Source organism: Leisingera sp. UBA4491 (assembly GCF_002388965.1).
GTDB classification, from domain to species: Bacteria; Pseudomonadota; Alphaproteobacteria; order Rhodobacterales; family Rhodobacteraceae; genus Leisingera; species Leisingera aquaemixtae.
Map to the genome: position 1 here is coordinate 395,933 of NZ_DGNN01000026.1, position 19,017 is coordinate 414,949.

Sequence of the window (19,017 nt, forward strand, 5' to 3'; positions counted from 1 at the left end):
AAACTCCGGCCCATTATCTTTCGGCCTTGCAACCTTTGGCCCCGCAAGCTGGCGCCTGCGTCTTCAAGGGGCCCGCGGTCAGCTCTCGCGCACGACCAGCACCGAAACCGGCGCTTTTTCCGCAACCCGTCCGCCATGCGCATGGAACAGGTAATCGCTCACGTTCGGGACGTGGCTCGCCATCACGATAAGCTCTGCCCCGGTATCGCTGCAGGCCTTGATCAGCGTCTTATCAAGGTCCACCGCCGGATCGTGGCTGACAACGGCATGGCCCGAAGCGGTCATGTTGCGCTTGGCTGCCTGGCCGGACGCGAACGCATCAAGTTTTGCCGCAAACTCCTGCGGATTATGCGCCACCTTGCTGGGCTGGGGTGAGGTCACCCCCACGAAAATCACTTCTGCGTTGTAAAGATGCGCGAGATCCGAGGCCAATTGCAGCGCCCGCTCCAGTCGGTCGGCGTGGGTCAGATCGACGGGCACCATGATTTTGGAATACACGGTCTCCCTCCTCTTGCTTCAAAGTCAATGCGTCACCAGCACAGAGGCCAAGAGCGCACCGGGCGGGGCGGTATCGGGACCGCACAATCGCGGCGCTGCCCCCTCCCTAGGACCGCGGCAGGGCCGCGGCACGCATGAAAAACGCGCGGACATCGCCGCGCGTTCATCCGGTAGATGCAAAGTATTATAATGATTTAGGCGTTGACGTCCACCACGACGCGGCCCTTGACCTGGCCCTTGAGGATATCCGCCCCCAGTTGCGGCAGATCGCCCAGCGTGGCGGGCTGGATCATCGCTTCCAGCTTGTCCATCGGCAGGTCCTTGGCGATCCGCTGCCAGGCTCGGACACGGTTGTCATAGGGCTGCATGACCGAGTCGATGCCCAGGAGGTTCACGCCGCGCAGCAGGAACGGGACAACGGTGGCCGGCAGCGCGGCGCCGCCCGCCAAACCAACAGCCGCCACCGAGGCACCGTATTTCATCTGCCCCAGCACCCGCGCCAGCATGGCGCCGCCGACCGCATCCACGCAGCCCGCCCAGGTTTCGCTTTCCAGCGGCCGTTTGGTGGTTTCGTTGATTTCCTCGCGGGCAACAATCTGGGTGGCGCCCAGCGATTTCAGGTAATCGGCGGTTTCCGGGCGGCCGGTGACGCCAGCCACCTCATGGCCGAGATTGGCCAGGATTGCGGTCGCGACCGAGCCGACGCCGCCTGCCGCGCCTGTGACCAGAACCGGCCCCTGGCCCGGCTCCAGCCCGTGATCCTCCAGCGCCATGACCGCCAGCATCGCGGTAAAGCCCGCGGTGCCAACAGCCATCGCCTGGCGAGTGTCCAGCCCGTCCGGCAGCGGCACCAGCCAGTCGGCGCGCACATTGGCCTTCTGGCTGTAGCCGCCCCAATGGGCCTCGCCCACACGCCAGCCGGTCAGCACCACCTTGTCGCCCGGCTTATAGCGGCCGTCCGAGGACGCCTCTACGGTTCCAGCGAAATCGATCCCCGGCACGTGCGGATACTTGCGCACCAGCCCGCCGCCCGGCCCGATGCAAAGCCCGTCCTTGTAGTTCACGGTGGAATACTCCACCGCCACGGTCACTTCGCCTTCGGGCAACTGATCGAGGCTGATCTGCTCGATCGCGGCGGAGGTCTTGCCGCTCTCTTCGTCCTTGTTCACAACCAAAGCGTTGAACATCTCGTATTCCCTTTCCTCTGAACCGGGCCAGATCCTTAGTTCTTCTGGCCCAAAATATCCCGGGGGAGCCGCGGCCTGCCGCGGCGGGGGCAGCGCCCCCCTGCCCGTCTCAGCTCAGCGCCAGAACCGCTCCTGCACCGTTGCGGGCCGCATCCCTGCCGGGGTCTCCACTTCCATCCTGGCGCCCGGGTCCCAATGGGACCGGTCCACCATGCCAATTGCCGCGTTCACCCCGAATTCGGGGGAGTACACGGCCGAGCCGACATTCCCGACCTGTTTGCCATCCGCGTAAAGCGGCCAGGCATCCAGGCACGGCGGGATCTCTCCGCCGATCGACACCGGGCGGATCTGGCGGGCGGGGCCGTTTGCGGCCTGCTCTGCCAGCGCGGCCTTGCCGATATACTCTTCGGGCGAATTGCAGAATTTGCCCAGACCGCATTCATAAGGCGTGTTTTCGCGGGTCATGTCGTTGCCATAGCTCAAGAGCCCGCTTTCGATCCGCTCGATCGTGTTCGGGCAGCCCGCCCGCACGTGCATGTCCTCTCCAGCTGCAAACAAGGCATGCCACAGCGGCATGCCCAGATCCGAGCCTTCGACATAGACCTCAAAGCCGCCCTGCTTGGACCAGCCCGAGCGCGCAACCACCAGCTCCACTCCTTGAAACGCCAGCCGCTTGTAGCGGAAGAAGCGGATCTCGCGCACCGCCTCGCCAAAGACGCGGGCCATCAGATCCTCCGCCTTGGGGCCTTGCACCGCCAGCGGCGAGACGTCGGGCTCAACGATTTCCACATCCAGCCCCTTGGCAATGGCAATCCCCAGCACAAACTGCAGAAAGTCGCCGTCGGCCAGCGACAGCCAGTAATGATCGGCTGCCAGTTTCACCGCCACCGGATCGTTCAGCATACCGCCCTTGTGATCCACGACGGGCACATAATAGCACTGGTCATCCGCCATCCTGTCCATGTCGCGCGGGCTGATCATCTTCATCAGCCGCAGCGCGTCCGGCCCCTTGATGCTGACCTGGCGCTCACAGGCCACGTCCCAGACCTGCACATGCTCTTTCAGATGCGCGCAGTCGTATTCGAGACTGTCGAACACGGTGGCCAGCAGCATGTGGTTGTAAACGGTATAGGCCTTGACGCCCGCGGCCTCGACGCCGGGGGTGAAAGGCGTTCTGCGCACGCGGCGCGAGGGGAAGATATGTGCCATAGCGGCAGTCTCCGGAAACGGTCGTTGGCAGGCCGGCGGGAGGCCGGCCTGCAAGCTGCCTTTACTTCGGCCCGTGCCAGTCGATCTGGCAGATCTCAGCGGAGCGGCCTTCAAAGTCCCAGACCCGGCCAAAGGCGCGCACGCGGCCCTTGGTGGCGGTGGCGACGGTGATGTCGGGGCCCATCCAGTATTCGGTGTTGGTGACGACAATCTCCTTGCCGTCCTTGCCCTCAACCGGGACCACCGCGCCCTGGATTTTCTTGCCGACCATCAGGCGGCGTTCCTTGCCTTCGGTCTCGAACGTGACCGGAGAGCGTTCGGCGCCCAGGAATTCGCCCACCAGCATCGAGAACAGCCCGGTGGTGCCGCGCGCCGCGCCGGAGAAGATCGCAACCAGCGCGTCATAGGCGTCCTCCGAGGCGCGGTCATCGATATAGGCCGCCGCCTTCCAGTTGCCACGGCCCATGTTGCCGGGGATTTCCAGGAACAGGCCGACGTTCAGGCCCGAAAGGTCAACCCCGCCGTAATCGCCCGTGTCGATGCGCACGCCCGCCCAGGCCTGGCAATGGCCCTCGGTCGGCGGGTGCTTGCCCAGCGACACCACACAGGGGCAGAACACGGTGCAGTTGCAGTTGAGGATCAGCTCCCCTTTGATTGTCCAGGGCACGGTGCCCAATTCGCCGTCCAAGGCCATGTTTTAGTCTCCCTTTCAGATAATCCCTGCCGCCAGCGCCAGCGCCGCAGCCACCAGACCCGCACCCAGCGGTTTGGTGATGTAGCGGCCCAGTTCCGGCAGCTTTTCCAAAATCATGATCACGGTCGCCAGCCCCATGAAGGCGATGTTCATGGTGCCGCCCGCGAAGGCCAGCAGCATCAGCGCCCAGCAGCAGCCCAGGCACACCAGCCCCAGCCGCAGACCGTTGCGCAGCGGGCCCTCGTCCCAATGCTGCATGAAGAACACCAGCGGGCGGCGGCATTTACTGAGGCAGGCTTCCTTCACCGGCGAGAACTGATAGCCGCCCGCAACCAGCAGCAGCCCCGCCGACAGGTAGCGCGAATTGCTGTCGCCAAAGGCGGTGAGCAGCTCTGCCTGGAACAGCCCCAGCTGCAGCACGGCGGCCAGCGCCGAGAAGCCCAGCCACACCGCCAGATAGCCGCCCACCAGCCGGGTGAAGCTGGTGTCCGGCGCGGTGTGGGACAGGTCCTCGTAGGTGGCAAAGGCAGGCAGCGCGGTCGGCGCCATCATCGCCGCCGACATCAGCGCCCACATCATCAGCATCTTGCCAAAACCCGCCGCATCCGGGGTCAGCGTGCAGAAGTCGCGCCAGAAATCGGGCCCGTAAATGGCCCCCGCGGCGCGCAGCTCGGCTGGCACGGACATCGCATAGAGCAGCCCCCAAGCCCCCAGGATCAGCCCGAACAGGCCCAGCCAATGCCAGCCTCCCATGGTTCTGATCCGTTGTGCCAGAATGGCTTTCATCGCGCGCTCCGGGTATGAGGGTTAGCGACTCACGTCTTGAGTTTTAAATGTCAGACTTTTAAATGTCAGACAAATGATTTCTTGCCGGCCCCGCTCCGGCGTAACGCAGCGTCAGGATCCCGGGCATGAAGATTGACCCCAACAGCTCCGCCGATCTTTCGGTTCAGATAGCCCAGGCGATCAAGGATGCCATCATTTCCGGCGAGCTGATTGTCGATGAGCGGCTGCCGTCGGAGGCGGAACTGTCGGATCATTTCCAGGTGTCCCGCCCGACCGTGCGCGAAGCGCTGAAGCGGCTGGCGGCGCAGTCGCTGATCCGCACCCAGCGCGGCGCCTCCGGCGGAGCGTTTGTGAACCGGCTGAGTTTCGAGGACGCCTATTCGCAGCAGATCACCACCTCCACCCTGCTGCTGAGCATGAATGCGGTGAGTTTCGATACCGCCTGCGAGGCGCGCTACGCGCTGGAACGCGCCTGCGCGCCGCTGTCGGCCGAACGCCGCAGTGCGGACCATCTGGCGACGATGCGGGCGGAGATCTTCCGCCAGGGACAGCCCGGCCTGACCGATGAGGCCTTCTGCGCCTCCGACGTGGCGTTTCACCGGGCTCTGGTGGACGGCGCGGGCAATCCGGTGCTGTCGTATCAGCTGGCCGGCGCAGTGGAAGCAATGCAGCCGCTGATGAATATGATCACTTTCACCGCGCGCGACCGCGAAGTGATCACCGGACTGCATTCCCGTATTGCCGACGCCATCGAGGCGGGCGACGGCAGCGCAGCCGTCTCCGGCTTGCAGGATCTGGAGAGCGAGACCCGCAAGCTGGCCTCTGACGTTTTTGCCGCGCGGGCGCAGAGGTAACGGCTCAACACTTTTTTAACCATGACCCGGGACAGTTGGGTCATGGTTAAACCCGGTTCCGCCCTCTCCCCCGATATCTGGCTGCGCGATATCTTCGCCTGCAAAGCGGTGCAGAACGGCCAGGTGCTGCGCCGCAAGATCCGCGATATTGAGCGTTATGCCGGGATGGAGGCGTTTCTGGCCGAAGTCCGCGCCCGCGGGTTTCAGGCGGTGCTGAACCGCGAGCAGGTTGTCGTCTTCTGCAACAGCGCCCCGATCCGCAAACTGGTGTGACAGTGCCGTTTTCCGGCGCGGAAAACGGCCAGAAATCCTGCGAGGATTTCTGGCGGCACCAGCGGCGGCACAGCACCAGTTTTCCGCGCCGGAAAACTGGCCGGAATCCTCGCAGGATTCCGGTTGCCCCCTTTGCAACCGCACAGAAGCGCACTATATAGCTGATGTTCCCTTGTGGAACTATGGACATAAACGCGCTCGTAATAAGCGGATCGGACCCGGGGGCGGTACCCGGCGGCTCCACCAAAATCCTTCGTTTGGGGATCATGGGGCCGAAACAGGATCGACGGACGTCTAAAGGGGTTTGCTTTGTCTCGGCGGGGTGCCACCGTACCGGCCCAAACAGTACAATTGCAAACGACAATCGTGCTCCGGTTGCTCTGGCTGCGTAAGCAGTTCGAGGAATCGAAATCTAAGCCCTTGCGCCTAGCCGCGTAAGGCGGGGTTCGCAGGTACCTGGCAACAGAAACCTGCACTTTCTCCACTTTTTCCAACCAAGTCCTCAGCAGGTGTGCGGGGAATGCCTAAAACCTTAGGGATGGGCTGTAAAACCTGCCGGCGCCGGCTAAACTGCCGGGTCTGAACCGGACTCGGACCGCAAGAAATCCTTCAATGCCTTTGACTGCACAATGTTGAAATACTGACGCTCTGCGATTTCAGCCCGGCCGTGCCGGAGCGTGCAACTCCCTCCGTCCTGCTGCTTGCCGTCCGAACCGGCGCGGCTGCCTGACAGCCCCCTATGCCCCTTGCCTGACCGGGCATGGCTCTGCTTAACGAAAAGAATGACTGATACTTTCACCAAACCCGCGACTGAACCCTTTGTCACGCGCCGGGCCGCCGCATCCGGCGCAAGCCCTGTCATGGAAGCCCCCTTCGACCCGGCCAGCATGGCGGACATGCCTTTGACCCGTCTGCTGCATTACTGGTTTGAGGAAGTCTGGGGCAGAGGCAACCTGAGCGCCGTCTCCGACATCATGCGCCGCAATACGCTGATCTCCGGGTCTGTTTCCGCCCTTGCAGAACCGGAAAGCGATTACAGCGAGGTGGTCGCTGCGCTGCGCAACCTTTTGGGTCCAATCAAGGTGACCTTCACCCATGTTATGGAAACCGACGAATGGGTGTCGGTCCGGCTGGTGGCCGCGACCAGCAATCCCCGCGACGGCGAACCGTTCGAGATCACCGGCCAGGTCATGGCGCGGGTGGAGGACGGCAGGATTGCCGAGATGCACTCCAACATGGATTATTTCCGGATGTTCGAAATGCTGGGCCAGCTGCCGCCGGAGGCCCTGGCCATCTGCCTGACCGGGGAACGGCTCGGCTAACAGGCGTTTGCGGCGCCATCATCGCAGGTTCTTGATCTTTGCCCCCTGCCGGACGAGCCAGGCTCAAGCCTTCCAGCGCTTGACAGGCTGGCCCGGGGTGTGAGAGGCGCCGGTACCGATTGGCACGGCCTTGCCGCCATGGCGGCGGGGCTGTTGCGCCGGTCAGTGGAGCACCATCAGCAGCTTGAGGCAGCCATGACCCTGGATAACGCGCTGAACCGCCACGCCCGCGATGGCCACCGCCACAGCCGGTTCGCGGAGCGCGCAGCATGAGCCATCCCGGCTGGGCGGAGATGTTCCGTGTCTTTGGGCGCATCGGGGTGCTGAGCTTTGGCGGCCCGGCGGCGCAGATTGCCGTGATGCACAAGGAGCTGGTCGAGGACCGCCCCTGGCTGAGCGAAGAAAGCTTCCTGCGGGGGCTTTCGTTTTGCATGCTGCTGCCGGGGCCGGAAGCGATGCAGCTGGCAACCTATACCGGCTGGAAGATGCGCGGCACCGCTGGCGGGCTGCTGGCGGGGCTGCTGTTTGTTCTGCCCGGGGCCGCGGTGATTGCCCTTCTGGCCTGGCTTTACGTGCAATACGGCACCCTGCCTGCGGTGCAATCCGCCTTTCTGGGCATCAAGGCCGCTGTTGTTGTCATCATCCTGCAGGCGCTGCGGCGGCTGGCGGGCAAGGCGCTGCGCCACCGGGCGGACTGGATGCTGGCCGGCTTCGGCTTTGCCGCGCTGTTCCTGCTGAACCTGCCGTTCCCGCTGGTGGTGCTTGCGGCCGCCCTCACCGGGTTCCTGCGCAAGTCACCCGGGGCGGAGCTGCCCGCCTCTGCCGCGCCGTTTGAGGCTGCCGGCACGTTGCGGACCGTCGCCGTCTGGGGCAGCCTGTGGCTGCTGCCGCTGATTGCGCTCAGCCTGTCCGGCGCAGGCTTCCTGGCCGATGTCGGCTGGTTCTTCGCCAAACTCGCGGTAGTGACCTTTGGCGGTGCCTATGCGGTGCTGGCCTATATCAGCCAAACGGTTGTCAGCCAGTTCGGCTGGATCACCGCCGGACAGATGATCGACGCCCTGGGACTGGCCGAGACCACGCCCGGACCGCTGATCCTGGTCACGCAATTCGTTGCCATGCTGTCGGGGCTGCTGCAGGACGGAATTGGCCTGTTTCTGGCGGCAGGCGCGGTGGCGCTGTGGGCGACCTTCATGCCCTGCTTTCTGTGGATCTTCGCCGCCGCGCCTTATGTCGAGCGCATCGCCGCGCATCCTCGGCTTGGCATGGCGCTGAAGGCGGTTACTGCCACGGTCGCGGGCGTGATTCTGAACCTGTCGGTCTGGTTCCTGATGCATGTGGCGTTTGCCCAAACGCAGGTTTATGAGGCTGGAATCCTGCATATCCCTGCGCCGGTCTGGAGCAGCATGGACACCGCCGCGGTGCTGCTGGTTCTGCTGGCGCCGCTGGCGGCCTGGATGGTGCGCGGCAATATGCTGCTGCTGCTGGCAGCAATGGCCTGCGCCGGACTGGCCCTTGGCGAATTCCCGTTTCCAATCAGCTGACTGCGGCGGCTTTCAACCCGCCGTCCTGTGCCAAAAATAATTCGGCTGGCGAAAAGGGCGGTCTTTTGTTTCCGCCAGAATCTCTTATGCTTGGGAGCAAATGAACAAAGGGTGACTGCATGTCCCGTGAAATCGACTATGGCAACCTGATGCACTCTGCCATGCGCGGCCTGATCCGGACCGTGCTGCAGGACATCGCTGACAACGGCTTGCCCGGTAACCACCACTTTTTCATCACCTTCGACACGGCCCATCCCGATGTGGAACTGGCCGACTGGCTGTCCGACCGCTACCCGGGCGAAATGACCGTGGTCATGCAGCACTGGTTCGACAACCTGACTGTGGATGAAGAAGGCTTTGCCGTCACACTGAACTTCGGCGACTCGCCCGAGCCTCTTTATATCCCCTATGACGCGATCCGTACTTTCGTCGACCCGTCGGTGGAATTCGGGCTGCGGTTCGAAAGCGCCGATGAGGATTCTGAGGGCTATGCAGAGGCACCGGATGCCGATGAGGAGCAGGACACCGCCCGTGTTCCGGCCGAGGAAAAGAAAAACGCAGACATCGTCTCGCTGGACAGCTTCCGCAAATAGCGCGCGTCCGCGCTCGGGTGAACAACTGGCGGCCCCGCAGGCCGCCTGTTTTATGTCTGCATCACTGCCGCGACAGGAAGGTGCGCAGCTGCCGCCGGGGTTCGCCGTTCAGGCGCGAGATATATTCAAGGTCCAAGCCGCCTTCGGCCAAAGTCCGGTCGTACTGCTGCATCTCGTAATCCCCGTTGGGATGGATATACAGCGAGAACACCGTCAGCGTATCGCCGGTGATACGGCACCAGACAAACGGCTCCCCTTTCATCGGGTCGAGCGGCACCGAATGGCCGAAGACATTGCGGGTCATCGCTGCGGAAAAGACACCTTCACGGCCGCTGGGCAGAAACTCGATCTCATAGGTTTTCGACTTCCGGCGCCCGTCGTCCTTTTCCGTCGTAGACGTCCACTTGATGGTGAACCCTTTCTTCAATTCGCGGATCGCCACGCTCATATCCCGGGGGTCGGTGTCACCGTCTTCCTTCACGATCTCGACGCTGCCGGCGTATTCGCCCGCGAAGCGGGAAATGTCCGCGCGCGCCCACTGCGGCAGCAGCAAGAGCAGAACCGCCACCAGGGCGGCAAGGCTCACCAAGACCTTGAGAGTTCGCAAATGCGTTGGCACGTCGCAATTCCCTCCGGATGTCCAGGCCTGTCCCCCACGCACTGTAATCATAGCATGGTTTCAGGCAATGGCATGTCTTCGATTGCGCCAATTCGGCACTATACCTGCCCGCGCGATTGGCTATGCTGCGCGCAACTGGCCAATTGCACTGCCGCAATGCGCAGGCTAAACGGCATACAATCGCATACGTAACGGAGAGAAGACGGATGTCCGAGACCCGCACCGAAACCGACAGCTTTGGTCCGCTCGAGGTCCCTGCAGACAAGTACTGGGGCGCGCAGACCCAGCGGTCGATCATGAATTTCCCGATCGGCTGGGAAAAACAGCCGGTCGCCATTGTGCGCGCGCTGGGGGTGATCAAGCAGGCCTGCGCCATGGCCAACAAAGAGTCGGGCAAGCTGGACGCAAAGATCGCCGATGCGGTCATCCAGGCCGCCAGCGAAGTGGTGGCAGGCAAATTCGACGACAACTTCCCGCTGGTGGTGTGGCAGACGGGGTCCGGCACCCAGTCCAACATGAACTCCAACGAGGTGATCGCCAACCGCGCCATCGAGATCCTGGGCGGCACCATCGGCACCAAGGATCCGGTGCATCCGAACGATCACTGCAACATGGGGCAGTCGTCCAACGACACCTTCCCGACCGCGATGCATATCGCCACTGCGATGATGGTGCGCGACGTGCTGGTGCCCGGGCTGACCAAGCTGGCCGAAGGGCTGGAAAAGAAGTCCGAAGAATTCAAGGACATCATCAAGATCGGCCGCACCCACACCCAGGACGCGACCCCGCTGACGCTGGGCCAGGAATTCGGCGGCTACGCGCATCAGATCCGTCAGGGCCTGGCCCGGGTCGAGGCGGCAATGCCCGGGATCTATGAGCTGGCGCAGGGCGGCACCGCCGTCGGCACCGGTCTGAACACCCAGAAAGGCTGGGGCGAGAAAGTTGCCGCAAATATGGCAGAGATCACCGGCCTGCCCTTCGTCACCGCCCCGAACAAGTTCGAGGCACTGGCGGCGCATGATGCGATGGTGTTCCTGTCCGGCGCGCTCGCGACCATTGCGGGCAGCTGCTACAAGATCGCCAACGACATCCGCTTCCTCGGCTCCGGTCCGCGCTCCGGCCTGGGTGAGCTGATCCTGCCGGAAAACGAGCCCGGCTCGTCGATCATGCCGGGCAAGGTGAACCCGACCCAGGCCGAGGCGCTGACCCAGGTGGCAGCGCACGTCATGGGCAATGACGCGGCGATCAAGTTCGCAGGCTCCCAGGGCCATTTCGAGCTGAACGTCTACAACCCGATGATGTCCTACAACCTCTTGCAGTCGATCCAGCTCTTGGGCGATGCCGCCGACAGCTTCACCGAGCGGATGCTGAACGGCATCAAGGCCAACGAGCCGCGCATCGACAAGCTGATGAAAGAGTCGCTGATGCTGGTCACCGCGCTGGCGCCGACCATCGGTTATGACAACGCCACCACCGTTGCCAAGACCGCGCATAAGAACGGCACCACGCTGAAGGAAGAAGCGGTCAAGCTGGGCTTTGTCGATGAAGCCACTTTTGACGCCGTGGTGCGGCCTGAGCAGATGATCGGGCCGAAGGACTGATGGAAAAGCCGGTCAATCTGAACCGGTACAGAAAAGAAAAAGCGCGGGCCGAGAAAAAGGCCCGCGCTGACCGGAACGCCGTGACGTTCGGGCGGACCAAAGCCGAGAAAGACCTGGACAAGGCGCGCAACGCGCAAGAGGTCAAACGCCTGGACGAGCACAAGCGCGACGAATGAACGGGCGCCCGAAGAAGCATTCCCTGACCCTGCGCGGGCACCGGACCTCAGTGTCTCTGGAGGATGACTTCTGGGATGCCTTCCGCGAGATTGCAGCGCAGGAAGACCGCGCAATCAACGACCTAGCAGCCGAAATTGATGAAACCCGCGGCGAGGACTGCGGGTTGGCCTCCGCGATCCGGCTGTTTGTGCTGCGCCGGTTAAGGGTGCGTTAACCACGATCACGGACACTTGCCTCATGGCCCATGTGTTTCGTACTGTTTCTCCTGAGCTATGGATGCAGCAGATTTTCGATGTGAAATCTGCCCGCCAAGGTGGTGTCGTGCGTCGCAAACTGCGCGATGTCGAACGCAATGTTGGCTTGGCGCGGTTGCAAGCCAAGTGCAACGCCGCGGCTATCATGCGGTATTGAACGGCGAGCAGATCGTTATCTTCTGCAACAACGAACCCGTCCGCTTGCTGTGCTGACGCCAAAGTTTTCTGAAAACTTTGGCCAAAACTTTTCAGAAAAGTTTTGGCTGCTTTGGAGACAACTGCAGCCAGATCCCGTTCCTTGAACGCACGGTTAAATGCGCCACTGGCACCGGCGTCTTGCCTTCCACCGGTTCAATCCGGAACCGGCGCAGGACCATCGAAAGGATCAGCGGCCCCTCGACCATGGCGAACCCCGCCCCAGTGCAGACACGGGAGCCAGCAGAAAACGGGATATAGGCGTCCCGCTGGCACTGCTTGCCGTTCTCCGTCCCCCAGCGCGCGGGATCAAAGCCGTCCGGGTTCTCCCACAGCCGCTCATGCCGGTGCAGGTGCCAGGGGCTGAGCACCATCTGCGCGCCCTTGGGCACCGCGCGGTTGCGGAAGTGCTCGGAGCATGCAGCCTCCCGCACCATCATCGGCACCGGCGGATACAGCCGCAAGGTTTCGCGGAACACATCGCGGCTGATCTTCAGACGTGAAACGGCAGCAAAGCTCTCATCCTCCAGCACCGCGGCCTCTGCCGCCACCCTTTCCTGCCAATCCGGGTAGAGCGCCACCAGATAGAGCGCCCAGGCCAAGGCCGAGGCGCTGGTTTCATGACCCGCGAGGAAGAAGATCGCCACCTGATCGACCATCTCGGCGGTATCAAACGTGCTGCCGGTTTCCGGATCGCGGGTGGTCATGATCTTGGTCGCCAGGTCATCCGGCGCCCTGCCCGCCTCGATCGCCGCCATCCGTTCGGCCGTCAGCTGTGCGATCAGCGCCCGGATCGTTTCAGCGTTCCGGCGGGTGCCGCCGCGGAAAAACCGCGGCATCCAGCGCGGCAGCGGCACGAAGGCGGCCAGGTTCAGCAATGGCTGGCTGCGCTGGTAGTCGCGGAACCGGGTGAAGACTTCGCCGGCCACCTCATGCCCGATAGGGATCGAAAACAACGTGCGGAAGATCACGTCTGCCGCCGCGTGCGAGGTTTCCTCCTCGATCTCCACCGGCCCCTTCCGCCCCTCCAGGCGCTGGACCGCCGCCTCCGCCGCGGCGCGCATCGCCGGGTAGGTATCCTTCAGCCGCCCGCCCTCGAAGGCGGGGTCAATGATCCGCCGCTGCCGCTTCCAGTCCGCGCCATTGGTCAGAAACACCGAATTGCCCAGCAAGGGCTTCAGCCCCTCTGCAATGCGGTCCGATTTGGGGAAATCATCCGGGCGCTCCTTCAGCAGCAGCTTCACCAGATCCGGCTGGTTGACCAAGAAGGAGCGGAAAAACGGCGTTCGGAACTCTGCCATCCAGGCGCGGTAGAGCCGCGCAGGCTGCGCCGACAGGATGTCCTGGCGGAACAGTCTTACATAGCGCCACAGTGGCACCTTGTCGGGGCGCGCCGGCGGTTTTGGCGGCATCACTTTGGTCATTCAGCGGCCACCGAGGTGAACTTCGACACCGGCACGTCAATCCGCGACTTCGAAGGTTTCCGGTCCCGGTACCGTTCTGCCAGCGTCAGCGGCCCAGCAGTGATGCGGAAATAGTCATACTCGCCCGGCCGGTCGAAAGCGCAAAGATACTGGAAATGCAGACGGAAAAACCGCCAGCGCAACTGCTGCCAGCGCTCCGGGCTGAGGGTCTGGGTGAAGGCGGCAGAAAACACCAGCGGCCAGCGCTTGCCTTCCGGCGCAACGCCGCTGACAGCGACAGGATCACACAGCGCAAAGGCGCAGCCATCGCCCGGCGCGGTGACATCCACCCAGGCAAGCTCCGTGCGCTGGGACAGGTATCTCAGATCGGCCCGCAGACGGCTGGCCTGCGGCAGGAAGGAGACCATGGGCACCACTTGCCCCAGCGTGAGAAATCCAAGGGCGGGGCGGTCTTCCGGAAGCCCATGCCGGATCAGGTCCGCCAGCACCGGCACCCCCAGATGCGCACCGGAGGAGTGGCCGACGACCAGCACCTCGTCCAGGGTTTTGTCCTGTAAGGCGTCTGCAATCAGAGCGCGGAATTCGTCCAGCCGCACCTCCATCTCCGCCGGAATGGCGCCGCGGGAGGCCGCAGAATGGGCGTAATCGTGCATCAGGTAATACGCGAAGAACTTGCCGTCGCGTGTCTTGAACCAGCGCAGCAGCGCATAGCCGGCGCCAAGGCCCAGCATCCAGGCTGGCAGCAGGGCAAAGGGGCCGTTCAGCCCGGCAGCAGCAGCGGCAAGACCAAAGGCATGAGCAGCGCCCCAAGCCAGCAGCAGCGCCAGAAGCGCCTGCACAAGCAGCATTCCCACCGGGTAGAGCGCGGCAATCACCGGCCCCTTGCGCAGCCGCATCAGCCGCCTGAGCGCGCCGGTGGAGAGATAGATCCAGGCGGTGCGCAACAGCTGCCAGTAGGTGCCGGCAATCGTCGCCTCCATGCTGCCGCGCACGATGTCGGACCAGACCAGCACCTCGATATCGGCCTCAGTGCGCTGCCCGTCCATCTCAGCCGCAACATGCCAGCCGTAGGGGCCTTTGGTCCGTTTGGGAGCGAGCGTCAGGCTGTAGCCGGAAATCTGCGCCTGCGCGGCGCCTTCCTTGCGGTAAAGCTCCCGGTAGCGGCGCGGGTGAATCGGGTCATAGCCGGGGATGTAAAACACCCGGCGTTTGCGCACCTGCTGAGGGTTAGAACCCATGTGATCCACGCTGTTGATCCGCGTTGTCCTGCTCTGACGTCTCCAGCGCAGACTAGCAGCGCAATCCGGCAAGAGTAAGGCCGGGCGAGGCAAAGAAAAAGGGGCCTTCAGGCCCCTTTGAAAGTCCTCAGGTCAGCCCAGCGTGGCCAGCGCCGGGAAGGTTTCCAGCAGCCACCAGGAGAAGGTGGTGAACAGGCCGGTGACCAGCATGATGCCGACAAACAGCAACAGGCCGCCCATCACTTTCTCGATCAGCCCCATGTGGCGTTTCATCTTGTTCATCAGCGTCATCGAGCGGTTCAGGAACATCGCCGCCAGCAGAAAAGGCACGCCCAGACCCGCGGCGTATACGCCCAGCAGAAGCGTGCCGCGGCTGACGGAAGCCTCCGATGCGGCCAGCGACAGGATGGCGCCCAGCTGCGGGCCGATACACGGCGTCCAGCCAAAGGCAAAAGCCAGCCCGAGAACATAAGCCCCCAAAGCGGAGCCGCCGGATTCGCCCGCCTCCATCCGTGCCTCGCGGTCCAGCAGCGGAATGCGGAAAACCGACAGGAAGTGGAGCCCGAAGATGATCACGACGACGCCTGAAACCTGGGCGAAAAGCTCCTGATTTTGCAGCACAAATGCGCCGAATGCAGAGGCCGTGAAGCCCAGCAGCAGAAACACCGTGGACAGCCCCAGCACAAAGAACAGCGCCGCAATGATCGCTTTGCGCCGCGCGGCGACGGTGCCCTGCATCTCGCCGATGGTGACGCCGCTCATATAGGCCAGGTAGGGCGGCACAATCGGCAGCACGCAGGGCGACAGAAAACTGATCACGCCGCCCAGCAGCGCCACCAGCATGGCAGGGAGCAGCCCTGCGTCGATGATCTCGATTCCAAACATGGTCCAACACTTATGCCAGCGGGCGGCCAACGTCACGGGGACGGCTGGTCACATCCTTGTGGACAGCATGAAACATCCCCCTTATCTGAACACCATGAGCGAGATCAAAGTGACCCTCGATGCAATCGGGCTGCTGTGCCCCCTGCCCGTCCTGAAGGCGCGCAAGCGGCTGAAATCGCTGCAGCGTGGCCATGTGCTGCAACTGCTGGCGGACGACCCGGCGGCGGTGATCGACGTGCCGCATTTCTGCAATGAAGCAGGGCATGAATTCCTGGGCCACAGCGAAGGCGCAGGCCACCAGATCTACCTGATCCGCAAGGGCGGCTAGGCCGCAAACCTTCCCAGCGCCCGCGCCTTGCGGCACCGGAGTTCTGCAAGAACTGCGGCCCGGAAAACTGTGTTTCGTGCGCAGCCAGAGGTTTCCAGATTGGAGGCAGCCCCAAATGAAAAAGGCAGGCCTGGCGGCCTGCCTTTTCGCGTGTTCTATGCTGGGCTCAGCCGCCCATCGACCACCAGCCGCGGCGTTTCGGCTTGGACGAGGCTGCGGGTTCCCGCTCAGCGGCGGCGCCAGCCATGGCAGGCTCCGGCTGTTTTTCCTCTTCCGGCGCAGCGGCGGGTTCCAGCTCAGCGGCCTCTTCCACAGCAGTCTGCTCCTCGGCTGGTTCCGCATCGGGTTCCTCAGAAGGCTGCTCTTCGGCCGCTTCGGCAGCAGCTTCTGCAGGCGCCTCAGCCTCTGCCTCTTGCGCAGCAGCAGGTTCTTCTGCCGGAGCGGCCTGTTCAGCTTGCGCAGCGGGCTCTGCGTCCTGGGCGGCAGCGGCGTCTGTGCTGTCCGCAACGGCCTCAACCGCCGGTTCTGCAGTCTCATCAGCCTGAGCTTCCGCGACCGTCTCAGCCACAGGCGCTTCGGCAGCGGCGGGCGCTTCCTCTGCGGCGGCTTCGGAGCCTTCCGCAGCAACTGCGTCTGCCTCGGCCTGCTTGCTCTTCGGTTTGCGCGAACGGGACCGGGTGCGGGTGCGGGAGGGCTTCTTCTCCTTCACGTCTTCCGCGGCAGGCTCTTCCGCCTCAGAGTCAGCTTCCAGCGCCTCGTCAGCCTCTTCCTTCGGCTGATCCTGGTCTTCGGAGGTGTCCTCGCCGTTCTCGCCCGCCTGGGCCTGATCGCCGTTGCCGGACTTCCGGCGGCGGCGGCGGCGGCGCTTGCGCTTGGGCTTGTCGTCCTGCTGCGCATCGTCCTCAGCGGCCTCAACGGCGACGGGGGCCTCTTCCTCGTCCTGCTGCGCTTCGTCAGCGTCCACCTGCTCCATGATCGAGGTATCCACCGACACCACCGGAGCGGTGGCCGCAGGCACGGTGCGGGAAGCGGTCTTGAACTTCTCCAGCACGAAGTCCGGGCTGACCAGATGCGCGTCGCCTTCGATGCGCACGGACAGGCCGTAACGCGCCTCGATCTGGGCGATGTGCTCGCGCTTCTGGTTCATCAGGAAGTTGGCGATGGAGACCGGGCAGCGCACCAGCACCTCGCGGGAGCGGCGGCGGGTGCCCTCTTCCTCGATCTGGCGCAGAATCGACAGCGCCATCGAGTCGTCAGAGCGGATCAGTCCGGTGCCGTGGCAATGCGGGCACGGTGCGGTGGTCGCCTCGATCATGCCGGGGCGCAGCCGCTGGCGCGACATTTCCATCAGGCCAAAGCCCGAGATCCGGCCCACCTGGATGCGGGCGCGGTCGGTCTTCAGCTTATCCTTCATGCGCTTTTCGACCGCGGCGTTGTTCTTGCGCTCGTCCATGTCGATGAAGTCGATGACGATCAGGCCCGCAAGGTCGCGCAGGCGCAGCTGGCGCGCCACTTCTTCGGCGGCCTCCAAGTTGGTCTTGAGCGCGGTTTCCTCAATCGAGGCTTCCTTGGTCGCCCGGCCGGAGTTCACGTCGATCGCCACCAGCGCCTCGGTCACGCCGATGACGATGTAACCGCCGGATTTCAGCTGCACGACCGGGTTGAACATGCCGCCCAGGTAGCTTTCGACCTGGTAGCGGGCGAACAGCGGCAGCGCGTCCTGGTAATGCTTCACGTTCTTGGCGTGGGACGGCATGATCATTTTCATGAAGTCCTTGGCGATGCGGTAGCCGCGGTCGCCTTCCACCAAAACCTCGTCGATGTCGCGGTTATAAAGATCGCGGATCGAGCGTTTGATCAGGTCGCCTTCCTCATAGATCTTGGCCGGCGCGATGGATTTCAGCGTCAGCTCGCGGATCTGCTCCCACAGGCGCTGCAGGTATTCGTAGTCGCGCTTGATCTCCGCCTTGGTGCGCTTGGCCCCGGCGGTACGCACGATCAGGCCCGCGCCGGTCGGCACGTCCAGTTCGGAGGCAATGTCCTTGAGCTTCTTGCGGTCGGCAGCATTGGTGATCTTGCGGGAGATGCCGCCGCCGCGGGCGGTGTTCGGCATCAGCACGCAGTAACGGCCGGCCAGCGACAGATATGTGGTCAGCGCTGCGCCCTTGTTGCCGCGCTCTTCCTTGACGACCTGCACCAGCAGCACCTGGCGCACCTTGATCACTTCCTGGATCTTGTAGCGGCGCGGGCGGGGTTTGCGCGGCGGACGGATGTCCTCACTGTCGTCCTCTTCGGCGACGGATTCGATGGTTTCATCCTTGGTGGCCGCGTCGGCCCGGCGGGACTCACCGTTTTCGTCGCCCTCGTCGCCGGCAGCGTCCTCTGCCTTGACTTCTTCGGCGTCCGCTTCGGTTTCGGCCTCGGCAGCTGCTGCCTCAGCTTCGTCCGCAGCCTCGTCACCCGCCACAGCAGAAGCACCCGCCTCTGCCGCCTCAGCGGGGGCTTCATTCTCGTCTTCCGGCTCTTCCACCGGGGTTTCCGCAACACGTTCCACCGGCGAGGAGCCTTCAGGCACTTCGGCCAGTTCCGCAGGCACATCCGCAGCCGCGGCGCTATCGCTCAGGTCGATGGTTTCCATCCCTGCGATTTCGCCGGTCTTCTCGTCAGAGACGCCGACTTCCTTGGTCTCCACCGCATCGCCGGAGGAGGCCTTGGCCGCCTTGGCCGAAGACTTGGACCGGCGCGACCGCTTGGGTTTGGACGGTTTTTCTTCTTCTTCCTCGTCGCGCGCGCGCATCGCCTCGGCATAGGCGCGCTCTTCTTCCATCAGCGCTTCGCGGTCGGCCACCGGGATCTGGTAATAATCCGGGTGGATTTCCGAGAACGCCAGGAAGCCATGGCGGTTGCCGCCATAGTCAACAAACGCCGCCTGCAGCGACGGTTCGACCCGGGTTACTTTTGCGAGGTAGATATTGCCAGCAAGCTGGCGTTTGTTTTCGGACTCAAAGTCGAACTCCTCAACCTTGTTTCCATCGACCACCACAACGCGGGTTTCTTCCGCGTGGGTGGCGTCAATAAGCATCTTATTTGCCATTTGTCCTTGGTGCACCTGCCCTGTGCGCCCGCAAGCTGTCTGCTTCCAGGCGGCCGCGCGCGTTTCGGGTGGTGTCTTGTCAGGGCGATCTGGGACGGCGCGGTGCAGCAGGTGGTCCCGGGGACTATGCCCGGCCTTCCTGCCTCAGTGCTCTTCGCTCTCGCGCGCGTCATCGCGGTTCTTCTCCGGCAGGCAAGCCGCGGCCTGTCCTGCCTAATAATCCCTGCGCCGGGTTAGATTCCGGC

21 protein-coding genes and 1 other RNA gene are annotated in these 19,017 nt (G+C 63.6%); 12 read left to right on the forward strand and 10 right to left on the reverse strand.

Features of this window, described 5'->3' with window-relative positions; genetic code table 11:
- Positions 1 to 78 precede the first annotated feature (78 nt).
- The 5 genes from B2P87_RS15455 to B2P87_RS15475 all read right to left on the reverse strand — a co-directional run bounded on the left by B2P87_RS15455 (position 79) and on the right by B2P87_RS15475 (position 4,341).
- The gene (locus tag B2P87_RS15455; protein ID WP_058286715.1) at positions 79 to 498 is read right to left on the reverse strand and encodes a universal stress protein; all 420 of its coding nucleotides are present in this window, start codon (positions 496 to 498) and stop codon (positions 79 to 81) included.
- Positions 499 to 692: 194 nt separating this feature from the next.
- On the reverse strand, positions 693 to 1,685 hold the full coding sequence (acuI, locus tag B2P87_RS15460; RefSeq protein ID WP_141890175.1) for an acryloyl-CoA reductase: 993 nt from the start codon (positions 1,683 to 1,685) through the stop codon (positions 693 to 695).
- 114 nt (positions 1,686 to 1,799) lie between these two features.
- Entirely contained in the window at positions 1,800 to 2,894 is a 1,095-nt protein-coding gene (locus tag B2P87_RS15465; RefSeq protein ID WP_141890174.1) for a dimethylsulfoniopropionate demethylase, read from the reverse strand.
- Positions 2,895 to 2,955: 61 nt separating this feature from the next.
- Positions 2,956 to 3,588 (reverse strand): DUF1326 domain-containing protein, encoded by a 633-nt coding sequence (locus B2P87_RS15470; protein ID WP_141890173.1) that lies wholly within the window; start codon positions 3,586 to 3,588, stop codon positions 2,956 to 2,958.
- 15 nt (positions 3,589 to 3,603) lie between these two features.
- On the reverse strand, positions 3,604 to 4,341 hold the full coding sequence (locus B2P87_RS15475) for a DUF2182 domain-containing protein (protein ID WP_141892062.1): 738 nt from the start codon (positions 4,339 to 4,341) through the stop codon (positions 3,604 to 3,606).
- Between the two features lie 158 nt (positions 4,342 to 4,499).
- Between B2P87_RS15475 and B2P87_RS15480 the strand changes: the two genes are divergently transcribed.
- The 7 genes from B2P87_RS15480 to B2P87_RS15510 all read left to right on the forward strand — a co-directional run bounded on the left by B2P87_RS15480 (position 4,500) and on the right by B2P87_RS15510 (position 8,957).
- Positions 4,500 to 5,228: a FadR/GntR family transcriptional regulator gene (locus B2P87_RS15480; RefSeq protein WP_141890172.1), complete on the forward strand. Its 729-nt coding sequence runs from the start codon at positions 4,500 to 4,502 to the stop codon at positions 5,226 to 5,228.
- A gap of 21 nt (positions 5,229 to 5,249) precedes the next feature.
- Positions 5,250 to 5,501, forward strand: a complete 252-nt coding sequence (locus tag B2P87_RS15485) for an aspartate aminotransferase (RefSeq protein ID WP_141890171.1) — start codon at positions 5,250 to 5,252, stop codon at positions 5,499 to 5,501.
- A 127-nt stretch (positions 5,502 to 5,628) separates the two neighbouring features.
- Positions 5,629 to 5,978: a transfer-messenger RNA gene (gene ssrA / locus B2P87_RS15490) on the forward strand.
- A gap of 305 nt (positions 5,979 to 6,283) precedes the next feature.
- Positions 6,284 to 6,823: a nuclear transport factor 2 family protein gene (locus B2P87_RS15495; RefSeq protein ID WP_141890170.1), complete on the forward strand. Its 540-nt coding sequence runs from the start codon at positions 6,284 to 6,286 to the stop codon at positions 6,821 to 6,823.
- A gap of 99 nt (positions 6,824 to 6,922) precedes the next feature.
- The gene (locus B2P87_RS15500; protein WP_167510247.1) at positions 6,923 to 7,096 is read left to right on the forward strand and encodes a hypothetical protein; all 174 of its coding nucleotides are present in this window, start codon (positions 6,923 to 6,925) and stop codon (positions 7,094 to 7,096) included.
- The gene (chrA, locus tag B2P87_RS15505) at positions 7,093 to 8,364 is read left to right on the forward strand and encodes a chromate efflux transporter (RefSeq protein ID WP_141890169.1); all 1,272 of its coding nucleotides are present in this window, start codon (positions 7,093 to 7,095) and stop codon (positions 8,362 to 8,364) included. Before B2P87_RS15500 ends, chrA begins: the two co-directional genes overlap by 4 nt.
- A gap of 119 nt (positions 8,365 to 8,483) precedes the next feature.
- Positions 8,484 to 8,957 carry an SspB family protein gene (locus B2P87_RS15510; protein WP_058286707.1) on the forward strand — a complete coding sequence of 158 codons (474 nt, stop codon included), beginning with the start codon at positions 8,484 to 8,486 and terminating at the stop codon, positions 8,955 to 8,957.
- 61 nt (positions 8,958 to 9,018) lie between these two features.
- On the opposite strand, the gene B2P87_RS15515 is transcribed toward B2P87_RS15510, so the two are convergent.
- The gene (locus B2P87_RS15515) at positions 9,019 to 9,576 is read right to left on the reverse strand and encodes a hypothetical protein (RefSeq protein ID WP_141890168.1); all 558 of its coding nucleotides are present in this window, start codon (positions 9,574 to 9,576) and stop codon (positions 9,019 to 9,021) included.
- A gap of 206 nt (positions 9,577 to 9,782) precedes the next feature.
- Here B2P87_RS15515 and fumC point away from each other — a divergent pair, with 206 nt between their 5' ends.
- From fumC to B2P87_RS15535, 4 genes are read left to right on the forward strand one after another with little or no spacing between them, the layout of a single operon-like run.
- Positions 9,783 to 11,177 carry a class II fumarate hydratase gene (gene fumC, locus B2P87_RS15520; protein ID WP_141890167.1) on the forward strand — a complete coding sequence of 465 codons (1,395 nt, stop codon included), beginning with the start codon at positions 9,783 to 9,785 and terminating at the stop codon, positions 11,175 to 11,177.
- Positions 11,177 to 11,353 carry a DUF4169 family protein gene (locus tag B2P87_RS15525; RefSeq protein WP_039949200.1) on the forward strand — a complete coding sequence of 59 codons (177 nt, stop codon included), beginning with the start codon at positions 11,177 to 11,179 and terminating at the stop codon, positions 11,351 to 11,353. Before fumC ends, B2P87_RS15525 begins: the two co-directional genes overlap by 1 nt.
- The gene (locus B2P87_RS15530; protein WP_141890166.1) at positions 11,350 to 11,568 is read left to right on the forward strand and encodes a ribbon-helix-helix domain-containing protein; all 219 of its coding nucleotides are present in this window, start codon (positions 11,350 to 11,352) and stop codon (positions 11,566 to 11,568) included. The genes B2P87_RS15525 and B2P87_RS15530 overlap by 4 nt, the downstream gene beginning before the upstream one ends.
- A gap of 23 nt (positions 11,569 to 11,591) precedes the next feature.
- On the forward strand, positions 11,592 to 11,765 hold the full coding sequence (locus tag B2P87_RS15535) for a hypothetical protein (RefSeq protein WP_244940795.1): 174 nt from the start codon (positions 11,592 to 11,594) through the stop codon (positions 11,763 to 11,765).
- A 91-nt stretch (positions 11,766 to 11,856) separates the two neighbouring features.
- Here the strand turns inward: B2P87_RS15535 and B2P87_RS15540 are convergent, their stop codons facing one another.
- From B2P87_RS15540 to B2P87_RS15550, 3 genes are all read right to left on the reverse strand, one after another.
- On the reverse strand, positions 11,857 to 13,227 hold the full coding sequence (locus tag B2P87_RS15540; RefSeq protein WP_141890165.1) for a cytochrome P450: 1,371 nt from the start codon (positions 13,225 to 13,227) through the stop codon (positions 11,857 to 11,859).
- Positions 13,224 to 14,465, reverse strand: coding sequence for a hypothetical protein (locus B2P87_RS15545; RefSeq protein WP_141890164.1), 1,242 nt, complete (start codon positions 14,463 to 14,465; stop codon positions 13,224 to 13,226). Before B2P87_RS15545 ends, B2P87_RS15540 begins: the two co-directional genes overlap by 4 nt.
- Before the next feature lie 132 nt (positions 14,466 to 14,597).
- The gene (locus tag B2P87_RS15550) at positions 14,598 to 15,350 is read right to left on the reverse strand and encodes a cytochrome c biogenesis CcdA family protein (protein ID WP_058286699.1); all 753 of its coding nucleotides are present in this window, start codon (positions 15,348 to 15,350) and stop codon (positions 14,598 to 14,600) included.
- Between the two features lie 94 nt (positions 15,351 to 15,444).
- Here B2P87_RS15550 and B2P87_RS15555 point away from each other — a divergent pair, with 94 nt between their 5' ends.
- On the forward strand, positions 15,445 to 15,678 hold the full coding sequence (locus B2P87_RS15555) for a sulfurtransferase TusA family protein (protein ID WP_141892061.1): 234 nt from the start codon (positions 15,445 to 15,447) through the stop codon (positions 15,676 to 15,678).
- A gap of 166 nt (positions 15,679 to 15,844) precedes the next feature.
- Here the strand turns inward: B2P87_RS15555 and B2P87_RS15560 are convergent, their stop codons facing one another.
- Entirely contained in the window at positions 15,845 to 18,772 is a 2,928-nt protein-coding gene (locus tag B2P87_RS15560) for an Rne/Rng family ribonuclease (RefSeq protein WP_141890163.1), read from the reverse strand.
- Positions 18,773 to 19,017 lie beyond the last annotated feature (245 nt).

What these genes read in the sequence shown, in the direction of transcription:
- acuI (WP_141890175.1), bottom strand. Translation starts at nt 1,685, where the DNA reads ATGTTCAACGCTTTGGTTGTGAACAAGGACGAAGAGAGCGGCAAGACC.
- B2P87_RS15465 (WP_141890174.1), bottom strand. Translation starts at nt 2,894, where the DNA reads ATGGCACATATCTTCCCCTCGCGCCGCGTGCGCAGAACGCCTTTCACC.
- B2P87_RS15470 (WP_141890173.1), bottom strand. Translation starts at nt 3,588, where the DNA reads ATGGCCTTGGACGGCGAATTGGGCACCGTGCCCTGGACAATCAAAGGG.
- B2P87_RS15475 (WP_141892062.1), bottom strand. Translation starts at nt 4,341, where the DNA reads ATGGGAGGCTGGCATTGGCTGGGCCTGTTCGGGCTGATCCTGGGGGCT.
- B2P87_RS15480 (WP_141890172.1), top strand. Translation starts at nt 4,500, where the DNA reads ATGAAGATTGACCCCAACAGCTCCGCCGATCTTTCGGTTCAGATAGCC.
- B2P87_RS15485 (WP_141890171.1), top strand. Translation starts at nt 5,250, where the DNA reads ATGACCCGGGACAGTTGGGTCATGGTTAAACCCGGTTCCGCCCTCTCC.
- B2P87_RS15495 (WP_141890170.1), top strand. Translation starts at nt 6,284, where the DNA reads ATGACTGATACTTTCACCAAACCCGCGACTGAACCCTTTGTCACGCGC.
- chrA (WP_141890169.1), top strand. Translation starts at nt 7,093, where the DNA reads ATGAGCCATCCCGGCTGGGCGGAGATGTTCCGTGTCTTTGGGCGCATC.
- B2P87_RS15510 (WP_058286707.1), top strand. Translation starts at nt 8,484, where the DNA reads ATGTCCCGTGAAATCGACTATGGCAACCTGATGCACTCTGCCATGCGC.
- fumC (WP_141890167.1), top strand. Translation starts at nt 9,783, where the DNA reads ATGTCCGAGACCCGCACCGAAACCGACAGCTTTGGTCCGCTCGAGGTC.
- B2P87_RS15525 (WP_039949200.1), top strand. Translation starts at nt 11,177, where the DNA reads ATGGAAAAGCCGGTCAATCTGAACCGGTACAGAAAAGAAAAAGCGCGG.
- B2P87_RS15530 (WP_141890166.1), top strand. Translation starts at nt 11,350, where the DNA reads ATGAACGGGCGCCCGAAGAAGCATTCCCTGACCCTGCGCGGGCACCGG.
- B2P87_RS15535 (WP_244940795.1), top strand. Translation starts at nt 11,592, where the DNA reads ATGGCCCATGTGTTTCGTACTGTTTCTCCTGAGCTATGGATGCAGCAG.
- B2P87_RS15540 (WP_141890165.1), bottom strand. Translation starts at nt 13,227, where the DNA reads ATGACCAAAGTGATGCCGCCAAAACCGCCGGCGCGCCCCGACAAGGTG.
- B2P87_RS15545 (WP_141890164.1), bottom strand. Translation starts at nt 14,465, where the DNA reads ATGGGTTCTAACCCTCAGCAGGTGCGCAAACGCCGGGTGTTTTACATC.
- B2P87_RS15550 (WP_058286699.1), bottom strand. Translation starts at nt 15,350, where the DNA reads ATGTTTGGAATCGAGATCATCGACGCAGGGCTGCTCCCTGCCATGCTG.
- B2P87_RS15555 (WP_141892061.1), top strand. Translation starts at nt 15,445, where the DNA reads ATGAGCGAGATCAAAGTGACCCTCGATGCAATCGGGCTGCTGTGCCCC.
- B2P87_RS15560 (WP_141890163.1), bottom strand. Translation starts at nt 18,772, where the DNA reads ATGGCAAATAAGATGCTTATTGACGCCACCCACGCGGAAGAAACCCGC.